This window comes from Kitasatospora sp. NPDC058170 (genome assembly GCF_042883905.1).
Classification (GTDB): Bacteria; Actinomycetota; Actinomycetes; order Streptomycetales; family Streptomycetaceae; genus Kitasatospora.
In genome coordinates, this window is the sequence record NZ_JBHVUV010000005.1 from 240009 (window position 1) to 254417 (window position 14409).

Here is a 14409-nt window from a genome sequence, read left to right on the forward strand (position 1 = left end):
GTTATCAAACGGGGGGTTGACGGTGCGCGCGAGGCTGCGCTGGTTCGGGTCCGATTCAGGCGGGCGCGGCTTTCGGCGAAGGGCGGTGACGGTCGCCGCCCTTACCGCGGCGCTGTCCCTCCTGGTGCCGATGGCGGGCGCCGAGGTCGTCGGCGGATACCACCACGATTACGACGAGAAGAGCTGGCCCTCGGACCCGCCGCAACCGCTGCCCAAGGTTCAGGGGCGCAACGGGGACGGTACCGGCCGTGTCGAGGCCAAGGTCCAGGCGGGCGCGCGCGAGCTGACCGCCGCCAAGCCGGGCCCCGCCCAGTGGCCGGCCGAGGCCACCGCCACCGTCAACCTGGGCGGGGCGGCCGCGAAGTCCGCCGCCGCACCCGCCGGCAAGCCCGGCGGGGCCGCGGGCGCGCCGGTACGGGCCGGTGCCACGCCCGTCCTGGTCGGCGCCGCGGAGCCCGGGCAGCTCGGCGCCCAGGCCCGCGACATCGCCGGGTCGCAGGCGCCGGTCAGTACGCCGTCCTCGGTCGAGGTGAAGGTCGCCGACCGGGCCAAGGCCCGGTCGGCCGGCGTGGACGGCCTGCTCGTCGGACTGTCGCGCGCCGACAGCCGCACCGAGGCCGGAAGCGTCTCGGTCGCCCTCGACTACGGGGCGATCGCCCAGGCCTACGGCGGAGGCTGGGCCTCCCGTCTGCGTCTGGTCGCCATGCCCTCCTGCTCCCTGACGACCCCCCAGCTGGAGGCCTGCCGCCAGCAGGCACCGGTGGAGTACCAGAACGACCAGGCCGGCCGGAAGCTGACCGGTACGGTCGCGATCCCGGCGGCGGGCGGATCGGACGGCGCCACGGGCGCCAAGGCCTTCGCCGCCCCCGCGTCGGACGCGCAGGCCTCCGCGCAGGCCGCGCCGTCGATCGCGCTGGCCGCGGTGCCGGACATCGGGGGCTCCCAGGGCTCCTACGGCGCCACCTCGCTCTCGGCGTCGGGCAGTTGGTCCCAGACCGCCTCGGGGGCCTTCACCTACAGCTACCCCGTGCCGCTGCCGCCCTCGCTGGCCGGTTCGGTGCCCTCGGTGGCCCTGAGCTACAACTCCCAGGCCATCGACGGCGAGACCTCGGCCCGCAACTCGCAGGCCTCGTGGATCGGTGACGGCTGGTCGTACAGCCCCGGCTTCATCGAGCGCTCCTACAAGGGCTGTGGAAACGCGGGCATCGACGGCTCCGCCGACCAGTGCTGGAGCGGCTGGAACGCCACGCTGTCGCTCGGCTCGCACTCGGGCGAGCTGATCCGCGACGCCAACGGTGTGTACCACCTGGAGTCGGACGACGGCACCCGGGTCGAGCGACTGACCGGTGCCGCCAACGACCTGTGGGAGGGCGAGTACTTCAAGGTCACCACGACCGACGGCACCGCCTACTACCTCGGCCTCAACCACGCGCCCGGCATCAGCTCCGACAACGCCACCAACAGCGCCTGGGCCGAGCCGGTCTACCACCCGAACAGCGGTGACCCGTGCTACACGGCGGCCAAGGGCAAGGCGTCACAGTGTGACAAGCAGCCCGGCTACCGCTTCAACATCGACTTCGTCGTCGACCCGCAGGGCAACCTGCAGCGCTACGACTGGGCGAAGGAGACCAACTTCTACAGCATGGGCTACGGCCAGGCGGCCAAGTCCGGCGGCTACGGCTCCCTGCAGTCGTACACCCGGGGCGGCCACCTGACGGGCATCTCCTACGGCTACAAGCTCGGCGACGCCACCGCAAGCCGGGAGCCCTCCTCCCGGGTCACCTTCGGCACCGCCGAGCGCTGCGTGGTCAACGACGAGCTCTGCAAGGCGTCGAACCTGAACACCTCCACGGCGAGCAACTGGCAGGACACCCCCTACGACCTCAACTGCCAGGCGGGCTGGCCGACCAGCGGGACCGGGCCGAACGTCTGCAAGATCGCCTCGCCGACCTTCTGGTCCACCGTCCGGCTGAACCGGATCACCACCGAGATCCGCACCGCCGCCGGGTGGAAGAGCGTCGACCAGTACGACCTCAAGCACCTGTTCTCCGAGGCCGGTGCCACCATCGACCCCGTCACCGGCACCGAGGGCGACACCAAGAACGCCGGCTCCCTCCAGTCGGTGCTGTGGCTCTCCGAGATCAGCCACACCGGCCTGGACACCAGCGCCGGCGACCGCGAGCAGGCGGTCACCCTCGACCCGGTGAGCTTCAAGGGCATCGAGGTCGACAACCGCGTGGACGGCCTGACGCCGGCCGCACCCCCGCTCTACCGGCCCCGGATCTCCGGCATCCAGACCGACACCGGCTCCTTCATCGCGGTCTCCTACCGCGACCAGGAGTGCTCCCGGAACAAGGGCACCATGCCGGCCTCGGCCGACACCAACACGATGGCCTGCTTCCCGGTGTACTGGACCACGCCCGGCGGCGGCGAGCCCATCGCGGACTGGTTCCACAAGACCCTGGTCGCCAAGGTCACCGTCTCCGACCTGACCAAGGCCGCCTCGCCCGCGCAGTCCACCTCGTACACCTACGGCGAGGACGGCCTGGGCGCCGCCTGGCACCGCGACGACTCCGAGCTGACCGACGACCGGTTCCGCACCTGGAACGACTTCCGCGGCTACCGCACCGTCAGCACCACCACCGGCGCGGCCCCGGACGCGATCACCAAGAGCACGGTGACCTACTTCCGGGGCATGAACGGCGACTACCTCGCCAACGGCACCACCAAGCGGCAGGTCTCCTGGAAGAACTCCGTCGACGCGGCCGCGGTCGACGACAACCCCCTGCTGGCCGGCATGCCGCAGGAGACGACGACCTACACCAAGTCCGCGAACGGCACGGCCGTCGCCAAGTCCATCCCCGACGTGCCGACCACCGCGGAGACGGCCTCCAAGGCCCGCACCGCCTGGGCCTCCAAGAAGACCACCCCGCCGCCACCACCGCCCCGTGACCTGTCGACCCTGCCGGCCCTGACCGCCCAGCGGATCACGGCCACCGGCAACCGCGAACTGTCGCTGCTGTCCGACGGCCAGACCTGGCGCACCACCCGCACGAACACGGAGTACGACGGCCTCGGCCGCCAGTCCAAGGTCCACGACCAGGGCGACGTCTCCGTGCCCTCCCAGCAGACCTGCACGACCGTCACCTACGCGGACCCGCCCACCGCCAACCCGATGATGCTGACCTACCCCAAGGAGAGCGTCAGCGTCGCCGGCCCGTGCGGCACGGCCGAGGGCACCGACCGGACGATCGGCCACAAGCGGTACGTCTACGACGGCAACGGCGACGTCGCCAACCCGGGCGCGGTCGGCGTCCTCGGACAGAACGGCACCTCGCTCGGCCTGCTCACCGCCACCCAGTCCGTGAAGTCCTACGACGGCTCCGGGCAGCCGGTCTTCCAGACCCTGGGCGCGCAGAGCCACGACCAGTACGGCCGCGTCGTCCGCGACGTGGACGCCGCGGGATCCGTCACCACCACCGCCTACACCCCCGCCACCGGCACCCTCGCCACCGAGCTGGCCACGACCAACTCCCTGGGGTGGACCGGGAAGAGCATCATCGCGCCCACCCGGGGCCTGGTCACCCGGGCCGTGGACGTCAACGGGCGGATCACCGACTCCACCTACGACGCCCTCGGCCGCCGCACCAAGGTCTGGACGCCCGGGCGCAACAAGGACGACGGCAAGAGCGCCGACCGGACCTTCGAGTACGCCGTCCACGGCAAGGGCGAGAAGCCGGACGTCTCCAGCATCACCACCGGGACGCTGCGCGAGAACGAGACCTACAGCACCTCGGTCGTGATCTACGACGGAATGCTGCAGGCCCGGCAGAGCCAGAGCACGCCGGCCAACAACTCCGAGGGACGACTGGTCAGCTCGGTCCGGTACGACAGCCACGGCTGGCCGGTCATCACCATCCCCACCTGGTCGGACCCGACCACCGCGCCCGGGTCGACCTACTTCGAGGAGACCGAGAACACCCTGCCCTCCGAGCAGGTCACGGTGTACGACGGCCTCGGCCGCCCCACCGCGCAGCAGATGTACGCCAAGGCGAGCCTGCTATGGCAGTCCACCGCGGCCTACCCGGGCGCCGACCGGGTCGACTCCACCCCGCCGCAGGGCGGCACGGCGACCACCACGTTCACCAACGCACTCGGGCAGACCACCTCCTCGGTCGTCCACGGCGGCCCCGGCATCGGCGACGTCACCACCAGCTACAGCTACAAGCCCGGCGGCGAGGTGTCCGCCATCTCCGACACCGTCGGCAACACCTGGTCGTACACCTATGACCTGCGGGGCAACCGGACCTCCCAGACCGACCCCGGCAGCGGCACCTCCACCGTCGCCTACGACGACCTCGGACGCGTCTCCACCAGCACCGACGGCCGCGGCCGCTCGCTGTCCTTCACCTACGACTCCCTCGGCCGGGTCACCGGACAGTACGACGGCACGAGCACGGCCGACCCGGCCAAGCTGCTCACCTCGTCCACCTACGACACGCTGCCCCTGGCCCACGGCTACCCGGCCTCGACCACCCGCTACGTCAACGGCGCCTCGGGCGACGCCTACGTGCAACGGGTCAACGGCTACAACACCGCCTACCAGCCCACCGGCACCACCACGACCATCCCGGCGTCCGAGGGCAGGCTGGCGGGCGAGTACACCACCTCCGCCGCGTACACCAAGAACATCGGACTGCTCGGCTCCATCGGCTACAACGCCGACGGCGGCCTGCCCGCCGAGACCCTCGGCTTCGGCTACAACAACCAGGGCGAACTGCTCCAGACCGGCACGGCGGACACCCCGCTGCTCGACCTGGCCAGCTACAACCCCCGCGGCCAGCTCCTCGAGTCCACCTACGGCAAGGCCGGCGGACTGCTGCGCACCAAGCAGACCTACGACGACGCCACCGGCCGGCTGACCACCAACCGGGTCAGCCTCCAGACCGCGGAAGCCAACCCGATCTCGGCGAAGACCTACGGCTACGACCAGGTCGGCAACCTCACCAACGTCGCGGAGCTGCAGTCCTCCGGCAGCACCGACCAGGCCTTCGACGTCCAGTGCTACCGCTACGACGGGCTGAACCGCCTCACCGAGGCCTGGACCGACACCTGGGGCGTCAGCAGCCCGACCGCGGGACAGGTGTCGCACTGCAACAACACCGACCCCGGCCCGGCGAACATCGGCGGCCCGGCCCCGTACTGGCAGAGCTGGCAGTACAACCTGCTCGGTGACCGTACCCAGCAGGTCAAGCACGACATCACCGGCGACACCTCGCGCGACGTCACCCAGACCAGCAGCTACCCCGGCGGCGGCCGCACCCCGGCGACCAAGCCCAACGCCGCCACCGCCGTCACCACCTCCACCGGTGCGGCGACCAGCACGGTGACCTCCGCCGTGCCGACCGGCTCCACGCCCAACTGCCTGGACGTCAACGGCGCGCGGACCGCGGACGGCTCCGCCGTCCAGTCCTACACCTGCAACAGCAGCGGCGCGCAGAAGTGGACCCGAGGCGCCGACGGCACCCTGCGGGCGCTCGGCAAGTGCGCCGTCCCCGAGGGCAACTGGGCCGGCGCCGCGATCGAGCTTCGGACCTGTGACGGCAGCGCCCTGCAGACCTGGCAGGACGGCGCCAACGGCGCGCTGGTCGACGCCGGCGCGAACCTCTGCCTAGACCTGCCGGCGTGGAACAGCACGCCGGGCACCCGGGTCGCGCTCTGGTACTGCAACGGCGAGGCGAACCAGCAGTGGTCCGTCACCGCCAACGCCCCCACCGGTCCGTCCTCCAACGCGACCCTGACCCCGCAGTACGACCAGGCCGGAAACACCGCCTCCCGGGCGAGCACCAACAGCGGCACCATCGCCTCCGGCCTGCCCTCCGGCACCACCACCCCGCTCTGCCTGGACGTCGACCACGGCTGGAACGCCGACGGCACGGGGATCTTCTCCTTCACCTGCAACGGCGGACCCGGCCAGCAGTGGACCGCCGGCACCGACGGCACCCTCAGGGCGGTCGACAAGTGCCTGCGCCCGGTGGGCGGCTCCGGCACCAAGACCGCGCAGCTGGAGCTGTGGACCTGCGACGGCAGCGCCGGCCAGGTGTGGCGCCCCGACGCGGGCGGCACGCTGGCCAACCCGGCCTCGGGCCTGTGCATCGACATCCCCGGCGCCGACAACACCCCCGGCAACCGGGTCATCCTGTGGAACTGCGCGCCGGGCAGCCCCAACCAGAAGTGGGACTCCGCCGACGGCACCCCGGCCCCCGGCGCCACCCAGACCTTCACCTACAACGCCGAGGGCCGCACCGAGACCGTCACCACCCCCAGCGGCGGCGTCAACCGGACGTCGACCTACCTCTACGACGCCAACGGCAGCCTGCTGCTCCAGCGCGGCCCCGACAGCACCGTCCTCTACCTGTTCGGCGGCGAGGAGCAGCTGACGCTCGACCGGGCCACCGACAGCGTCTCGGGCACGCGCTACTACTCCAACCCCGACGGCACCGTCATCGTCCGCTCCAGCAGCGGATCGCTGACCTACCAGCCGACCGACCTCCAGGGCACCTCCGGCCTGCAGATCGACGGCGCCACCAGGGCGGTCACCCGCCGCGCCTTCGACCCCTACGGCAGCCCGCGCGGCACCGTCCCGCAGTCCTGGGCCGACAACCACGGCTACCTGGGCAAGCCCACCGACGCCACCAGCGGCCTCAACCTCCTGGGCGCCCGCAACTACGACCCCGCCCTCGGCCGCTTCCTCAGCGTCGACCCGGTCCTGATGGCCGGCGATCCCAACCAGATGGGCGGCTACGCCTACGGCAACAACAACCCGGTCAACCTGAGCGACCCCAACGGCCTCTGGCCCAGCTGCGGCTGGTGCAAGAAGGCGGGGAAGTTCGTCGCCGGAGCCGTCGACAGCGCGGTCGGCTGGATGGCCGAGAACAGCCCGTACGTGGCGATGAACAACGCCGCGAACGAGATGAGCAAGGAAGCCGGGGTCCCGCTCTTCGGGCCCACCTACTACATCGAGCCGACCGCCCACCCGATGGCCGACACCTTCGGGATCCCGCACGACGACCCCTACTACGTCGCCGGTGAGATCGTCGAGACCGTCGTCGAGATCGCGGTGGACGGAGTCGGACTCGTCAAGGCCGGGGCGAAGGGCATCCGGCTGGCGGCCAAGGCCATCCAGGACGCGGGCGGCGTCCGCAAGGCGGTCGGCAACCTCTTTCCGAAGAGCCCCAAGCCGTCGGGTCCGAAGGGTGGCGGCTCACCCTCCGGGCCGAGTACTCCCCACCAGGAGCCCGCCGCCCCGAAGGTCCACCAGGCCGACCCCAAGGCACCGGCCACGCCCAAGGCCGACCCGTCCCCGCCGCACGGCACCACCTGCAGCTTCACGCCCGAGACCCCGGTCCTGATGGCCGACGGCAGCAGCAAGGCGATCGGCGACATCAAGACCGGCGACCTCGTCCAGGCCGCCGACCAGGAGACCGCCACCGAACAGGGCGCCCGCGCCGTCACCGCCACGCTCGTCCACGAGGACAAGGAGCTGATCGACCTCACGGTCCGGACGGAGTCCGGTACCGAGAGCACCGTCCACACCACCGCCGAGCACCCGTTCTGGGACGACACCACCCGCACCTGGGTCCCCGCGGCCGACCTCACCGAGGGCCACACCCTCAAGACCACCACCGGCACCCCCGTCCGCATCACCGCCGTGCGCCCCTTCTCCGGCGCCCAGCAGATGTACAACCTGACGGTCGCCCAGCTCCACACCTACTATGTGCTCGCCGGCACCACCCCGGTCCTGGTCCACAACATCTGCCCGACGCCGGGTCCCGCGCCTGAGGGTTCTACTCTTGAGGAGTTCGCTGAGGCGAATCGTGGGCACAACAAGGCCTCGACGCCGGACTTTGTCACTGAGTACACGTCACCGAGTGGCAAGCGCTACTACGGGCGGACCACCGGGGCTGACAGGATCACGGATATCGAACCTGGATCGGCACTCGATGACACGCTCGGGTCCAGGTTCCGTCGGTCCTGCTCGGAGGTCTGCGCGTTGAACGAAGCGCAGACGGCCGAAGGGGAATCAGCCCTGATCGGAGGCCATTTCCGGACCCTCAGGGTTCGGCCCGTAGGATCGCCCTATCCGAGCGGAACGCTGGCAGATCCTTGCGACATCTCATGTGAGACATTGATAAAGCAAAGGGTGTACGGAACCTATGACAAGGTCCCTTAGCGGTGGTGATGCCGATGTCAGGACTGCCTTGCTCGCCGCAGGGTGGTTCGAGGGCAGGCGCTACGAAACGGCTACCTGGAGGCGTCAACTGGTGGCTGCGGGCTTCGAGATCAATGATCTTGCCGTGCGGGTCTGGTCTGAATTCGGGATGCTACGGGTTGTCAGTTCTTCGCTCAGGGAGCAGGGCTGCTCGATCGTCGTTGACCCTGCCGATGCTTGCATCGACACCATGGACGAGGCCGCGGAGATTGCCGGGAGGCTGGGGCAGAACTACTCGCCGCTGGGCATGTGGTCAAGCCAGTTCAGGGCGTATATCGGGGTCGATGGGCACACGATTGCCATTGGACCCGCATCGCTGTGGAACCTAGGCGACAGCTTTGCCGAGGCGCTCAAGGCAACCGTTCTGGGCCGGCCTGGCGTGGACCGACCCGAGTCCATCGACTGGCTGCCGTAGAGCGATCCACTCGGACAGTGACATGAGGGCCGAGCAGGCCCGGTAGGGCCAGAACTGGCGGAGCACCCGGCGAGCGTTTGCCGGGTGCTCCGCCAGTTTCGGAGGGTGCCAGCTGAAGCGCCGGGCCTTCGAAGTGAGTCAGGGGCGTGTGGTGCGACGCCCTCGGATTAGTCGGCTTAGTACCAGTGGTGGCTCTGCCAGAAGGCCCAGGCGCCGCAGGGGCTGCCGTAGCGGGAGTTCATGTAGTCGAGGCCCCACTTGATCTGGGTGGCGGGGTTGGTGCGCCAGTCGGAGCCGGCGGAGGCCATCTTGGTGCCGGGGAGGGCCTGGACCAGGCCGTAGGCGCCGGAGGAGGCGTTGACGGCGAGCGGGTTCCAGCTGCTCTCGTGGGACACGATGTTGCTGAAGCACTGCAGCTGGCCGGCCGGGACGATCTGGGCGGCGATCTCGCGCGGGCTGCCCGAGTAGGTGGGCTTGGCGTTGAGCGCGGGGCGCTGCTGCGAGCGGGAGGCGGCGGCCTCGGCGTCGGCCTTCGCCTTGGCGTCCGCCTGGGCCTTCGCCTCGGCCTCGGCCTGTGCCTGGGCGGCGGCCTGGGCCTGCGCGGCGGCAGCGGCGGCGTCCGCCTCGGCCTGCGCCTGCGCCTGCGCAGCGGCTGTAGCCGCAGCAGCCGAAGCAGCGTCCGCCTGGGCCTGCTCCGCCGCCGCTGCGACCGGCTGTCCGTCCACGGAGACGCCGGCCGCCGGCGCGGCCGCCGGGGCGACGGCGTCGGCGCTCTGCGGGATGGCGAGGGCGGCGGTGGCCGCGCCTGCCACCACGAGGGTGGTGATGCCGGTGATCAGGGAGTTGCGGCGGGCATGGCTGAGCTGCATGGAGCGGACGATCCTTTTCCGTCGGGGCCGAAACCGGAGGCGCGGGCGCATCCGGTACGGGCTCGGGGGAGCAGGCCCGCAGTGCCGTCGGTGACGGCCATGCACCCCGGCCGGTGAGGGCGGGGCGGGCGGGATGCGCGGCGGACGGGCCGGTCCGCGCTGCCTGGCGACTGGACATTCTTTGCAGAGCCCGGAGCGGGCGGCAAAGGCAACCGCTACTACCGCCGGTAGTGGCCGTGCCGGCCCCGAACGCCGAAGCGCCCGGCCGAGGCCGGGCGCTTTGTGGTGATTTGACCGATTTGGGGGATCCTTGGCCGGATCCGGCCTGCCGCCGTCGATCGGGAGGCGAAAACGCGGTGGTGGCCTGCGGTGTTCGGGGCCGGTGGGCCGCACCCCGACGGGCCGGGCCCGGGTGGGCCGCCCCCCGCCGCCCGCCGGGAGGCGGGCCCCGGCGGGTCGGCAACTATCGAGGGCAGTAGGTGCCGAAACCCCTGTGGGCGGCCTCACAGCCGCAGCCGCCTACGGTCGACGCACCGTGACCGGTCGATCACGGCGCTGCGGTGGTTCAGCTGCGCCGGTACGGATTCTGCTCGGCCGGGGCCTGCGGCTGGGCGTAGGGATTGCCGTCGTAAGGGTTGGCGGCGTACGGGTGCGCGGTCTGCGGCCCGCCCGCGTACGGGTTGCCGGGGGCCGGCTGCTGCCCGTAGGTGCTGCCGTAGGAGGCCACGTCCGGCACCGGCGGCTGCCCGCCCTCGTCCGGCCGCCCGTCCGGCTCCTCGTCGTGCTCCTGCGCCGCCTCCCCGTCCTCGACCGGCACCAGGTCGCGCGCCAGCAGGGTCGCCCCGGCCACCGCGCCCGGCATGGCCAGGACGGTCACGAACGGGATCAGGAACCCCAGGATCAGCGGCACGCCGAAGCCCAGCGCCAGCCCCAGCCGGGCGCGCAGCAGACGGATCCGCTCGCGCTGCGGCACCCCGCGCCGCTGGAGCCCGACGGCGGTGAGCTCGACCGTGAGGAAGAACCCGGACACCAGGAACCCGGCCACCGGCACCAGCGTCTGCCCGACCACGGGGATGAACCCGCAGGCGAACAGCAGGATGCCGAAGCCGAGCACCCGGACCAGGACGTAGAGGCTGTCGCGCGCCGAGATCCACAGCTCGCGCCAGAGCGGGACGTCCGGCGGGGTGGGCGCGCCGCCCTCGGTCTCGTCGACCTTCTCGCAGAGCGACTCGTAGAACGGCTGGCCGACCAGCAGGGTGACCGCGGTGAAGGTGATCACCGAGATCAGCAGTCCGCCGCCGAAGACGATCGCGGCGAGTGCGGTACGCAGCATGCCCTGCCAGGGGGGGCCCCAGTCGTCCGCGAAGGGCGTGACCCACTCGGCGAGGTCCTCCGACCAGCCGCCGAGGAACACCAGCGCGACCACGTACCCCGCCAGGGTGATCAGCGCGGGCAGCATCCCGAACGCCCACCAGCGGCCGTGCCGCCCCACCCATTTCTGGCCCTTGGCCAGATACCCCATCCCCGCCACAAGATCTCGCATAGGGGAAAAGGTAGAGGGTGCCGGTCGGGAGGTCATATCCGTCCCGTCATGATCCGGTACCGAAGCCGGCCCGCCTCACCGCCCCACCGCCTCACCGCCCCACCGCCGGACCGGCGGCAGGAGAACGACGCCGGGCCCGGGAGCCTCCGCAACGGCTCCCGGGCCCGGCGTCCTGGGACGGCGGTGCGGACGGCTCAGGCAGCCGCCTCCGCCGCCCGGCGGCGGCGGCCCACCACGGCCGCCGCCGTCAGGACGATCGCCGCGGCGACCAGCGACAGGTACATCTGCTGGCGCCCGTCGGCGTCGGTGAACATGTACGCCATCACGAAGCCGATCATGCCGATCGCCGTCCACGTCAGGTACGGGTACAGCCACATCCGCACGGTCAGGCGCTCCGGCTGCTCGCGCTCGATGATCTTTCGCATCCGCAGCTGGGAGAAGCAGATCACGAGCCAGACGAACAGCGCCACCGCGCCCGAGGAGTTGAGCAGGAACGAGAAGACGGTCTTGGGCGAGGTGTAGTTGAAGAACACCGCCACGAAGCCGAAGACCACCGAGGAGAGGATCGCGACCCGCGGCACGCCGCGCTTGGTCACGGTGGCGAAGGCCTTCGGGGCGTCGCCGCGCTGGCCGAGCGAGTAGGCCATCCGGGAGGCGGTGTACATGCCGGAGTTGAGGCAGGAGAGCACGGCCGTCAGCACGATCACGTCCATCACCTGGCCGGCGCCGGGGATCCCGACGTGCTCCAGCACCGCGACGTACGGGCTGCCCTTGACGGCGGCGGAGTCCCACGGCAGCAGGGTCACGACCAGCAGGATCGAGCCCAGGTAGAAGATCCCGATGCGCCAGATCACGCTGTTGGTGGCCTTGCTCACGGCCTTCTCGGGGTCCTCGGACTCGCCGGCGGCCAGGGTGACGATCTCGCTGCCCATGAAGGCGAAGACGACGGTCAGCATGCCGGTGAACACCGCGCCCACCCCGTGCGGCAGGAAGCCGCCGTGGTCGAGGAGGTTCTCCGTGCCGACCGCGTGGGTGCCGGGGAGCAGGCCGAACGCGGCCAGCACACCGATCACCAGGAAGGCGGCGATCGCCACCACCTTGATACCGGCGAACCAGAACTCGAACTCGCCGTAGGAGGCGACCGAGAACAGGTTGGTCGCGGTGAGCACGGCCATCACGATCAGGGCGAACGCCCACTGCGGCACGCCAGGCACCCAGTTGTGGAGGATCTTCGCACCGGCGGTGGCCTCCACCGCGAGCACCACGACCCAGAAGAACCAGTACAGCCAGCCGATGGAGAACCCGGCCCAGCGGCCGAGCGCCCGGTCCGCGTACGCGGAGAACGAGCCGCTCTGCGGGTCGGCCGCGGCCATCTCGCCGAGCATCCGCATCACCAGCACGACCAGCACACCGGCCAGCGTGTAGGAGAGCAGGATGCCGGGGCCGGTGGACGCGATGCCCGCGCCGGAGCCGACGAACAGCCCTGCGCCGATCACGCCGCCGATGGCGATCATCGACAGGTGCCGGTTCTTGAGCCCGGCCTTGAGGTGGGCGTCGCCGCCCTGGCCGTGCTGACCGGCGCTGCCGTGCTGACCGGCCTTGCCGGACTGCTGGGGGACGGCGTCGGCCGGCGGCGATCCGGCCGAGGTGGTGGTTTCCGCACTCATGGAGGGTGTGCCTGTGCCTTTCCAGCGCGGCTTGCCCTCGGCTCGTACGCCGGAGGGTGGGGGACGGACCCGCGCAATGCGGTGCAACTTAACTTCTACCTACGAGTATCGGAACAAGGCATCGGAAACTGTCCGCTCAGCGGACACAAAAGGCCTGGTCAGGGCAGGTGCGGCAGGATCCGGGAAAGCTCAAATCTGATGCAGCGTCAGGCGCCCCGACGGGCCCGGGGGCCGTCGTCGGGGTTCGTCGGGGCGCCGTACATACTGTCCGCGTGATGATCGTCCTCGTGGTGCTCGGCGTGCTCGCCGTCCTGGCCGTGCTGGCCCTCGCGCACTGGTACCTCTGGCGGCGCCTGGTGCGCGACGTCTCCGTACCGGGCGGGTGGTGGCGGCGCACCGGGACGGTGCTCGCCGTGCTGCTGCCGCTGCTCGCGGTCGGCGCCCTGGTCGGCGGGCGCTCGCTCCCGCTGGCCGTCGAGCGGTGGCTGGCCTGGCCCGGGTACCTCTGGCTGGCGGTGCTGCTCTACCTGCTGCTCGCCCTCGCGGTCGGCGAGGCCGTCCGCCCGCTGCTGCTCCGGCTGCCGCGCCGGGCGGGCACCCCGACTTCCGTCCAGCCCGAGCCCGAGCCCGAGCAGTCCGAAAAGTCCGAGCAGTCCGACGAGCCCCAGCAGGACGAGCAGCAGGACGAGCAGCAGCCCGAGCAGCCCAAGAACAGCACCGCCGCCGCGCCCTCCCCGGAGCGCCGCCTGTTCGTCGCCCGGACGGTGGCGATCGGCGCCTCCGGGGTGGCGGCCGCGGTGGTCGGCAACGGCGCCTACGGGGTGCTGCGCGGCCCCCGGCTCAAGCAGGTCACCGTGCCGCTGGCCACCCTGCCCGCGCGGGCGCACGGCTACCGGATCGCCGTCGTCAGCGACATCCACCTGGGCCCGATCCTGGGCCGCGCGCACACCCAGCGGATCGTCGACACCATCAACGGCGCACAGCCCGACCTGATCACCATCGTGGGCGACCTGGTCGACGGGTCGGTCCCCGAGCTCGGCCGCGCCGCCGAGCCGTTGGCCCAGCTGCGGGCCCGCGACGGCGCGTACTTCGTCACCGGCAACCACGAGTACTTCTCGGGTGCGGCGCCCTGGGTCGACTTCGTCCGCGAGCTGGGCGTCCACCCGCTGCAGAATGCCCGCGTCGAGCTCGCCGGCTTCGACCTGGCCGGCGTCAACGACCTCGCCGGGCGGACGGAGGGCGACGGCCCGGACTTCGCGAAGGCGCTCGGCGACCGCGACCGCTCCCGCACCTCCGTGCTGCTCTCCCACCAGCCGGTGACCGTCCACGACGCCGTCCGGCACGGCGTCGACCTCCAGCTCTCCGGGCACACCCACGGCGGCCAGCTCTGGCCCGGCAACTACCTGGCCGAGCTCGCCAACCCCACCGTGGCCGGTCTGGAGCGGTACGGCGACACCCAGCTCTACGTCACCCGGGGCGCCGGGGCCTGGGGCCCGCCGGTCCGGGTCGGGGCGCCGTCCGACATCACCATCGTCACCCTGGCCTCGCTCCAGGCGTAGCCACCGCGGCGCTGCTCCCGGACGCGGGGGAGCCGACCGCAAGGGAGCCGGACACGGCGGAGCCGGGCGAGGGAACCTCGCGCC

At 71.5% G+C, this 14409-nt stretch carries 6 protein-coding genes; 3 read left to right on the forward strand and 3 right to left on the reverse strand.

The window, feature by feature from the left end; translation table 11 throughout:
* Positions 1 to 85: 85 nt before the first annotated feature.
* Together ACFVVX_RS08475 and ACFVVX_RS08480 are read left to right on the forward strand one after the other, a co-directional pair.
* Positions 86 to 8233, forward strand: coding sequence for a ricin-type beta-trefoil lectin domain protein (locus ACFVVX_RS08475; protein WP_387942837.1), 8148 nt, complete (start codon positions 86 to 88; stop codon positions 8231 to 8233).
* Positions 8217 to 8687 carry an SUKH-3 domain-containing protein gene (locus ACFVVX_RS08480; protein ID WP_387942839.1) on the forward strand — a complete coding sequence of 157 codons (471 nt, stop codon included), beginning with the start codon at positions 8217 to 8219 and terminating at the stop codon, positions 8685 to 8687. The genes ACFVVX_RS08475 and ACFVVX_RS08480 overlap by 17 nt, the downstream gene beginning before the upstream one ends.
* 176 nt (positions 8688 to 8863) lie before the next feature.
* Here ACFVVX_RS08480 and ACFVVX_RS08485 read toward each other — a convergent pair whose 3' ends face one another.
* The 3 genes from ACFVVX_RS08485 to ACFVVX_RS08495 form a co-directional block, all read right to left on the reverse strand.
* Entirely contained in the window at positions 8864 to 9556 is a 693-nt protein-coding gene (locus ACFVVX_RS08485) for a transglycosylase SLT domain-containing protein (protein WP_387942841.1), read from the reverse strand.
* A 565-nt stretch (positions 9557 to 10121) separates the two neighbouring features.
* A complete protein-coding gene (locus ACFVVX_RS08490) occupies positions 10122 to 11099 on the reverse strand; it encodes an EI24 domain-containing protein (RefSeq protein WP_387942843.1) in 978 nt (325 codons plus the stop codon).
* A gap of 194 nt (positions 11100 to 11293) precedes the next feature.
* Entirely contained in the window at positions 11294 to 12766 is a 1473-nt protein-coding gene (locus ACFVVX_RS08495) for an amino acid permease (protein WP_387942845.1), read from the reverse strand.
* A 275-nt stretch (positions 12767 to 13041) separates the two neighbouring features.
* Here ACFVVX_RS08495 and ACFVVX_RS08500 point away from each other — a divergent pair, with 275 nt between their 5' ends.
* Positions 13042 to 14325 carry a metallophosphoesterase gene (locus ACFVVX_RS08500; RefSeq protein WP_387942941.1) on the forward strand — a complete coding sequence of 428 codons (1284 nt, stop codon included), beginning with the start codon at positions 13042 to 13044 and terminating at the stop codon, positions 14323 to 14325.
* The last annotated feature ends 84 nt before the right edge of the window (positions 14326 to 14409 follow it).

Excerpts from the sequence above, each read along its gene's own strand:
- ACFVVX_RS08480 (WP_387942839.1), top strand. The coding sequence starts at position 8,217 with ATGACAAGGTCCCTTAGCGGTGGTGATGCCGATGTCAGGACTGCCTTG.
- ACFVVX_RS08485 (WP_387942841.1), bottom strand. The coding sequence starts at position 9,556 with ATGCAGCTCAGCCATGCCCGCCGCAACTCCCTGATCACCGGCATCACC.
- ACFVVX_RS08490 (WP_387942843.1), bottom strand. The coding sequence starts at position 11,099 with ATGCGAGATCTTGTGGCGGGGATGGGGTATCTGGCCAAGGGCCAGAAA.
- ACFVVX_RS08495 (WP_387942845.1), bottom strand. The coding sequence starts at position 12,766 with ATGAGTGCGGAAACCACCACCTCGGCCGGATCGCCGCCGGCCGACGCC.
- ACFVVX_RS08500 (WP_387942941.1), top strand. The coding sequence starts at position 13,042 with ATGATCGTCCTCGTGGTGCTCGGCGTGCTCGCCGTCCTGGCCGTGCTG.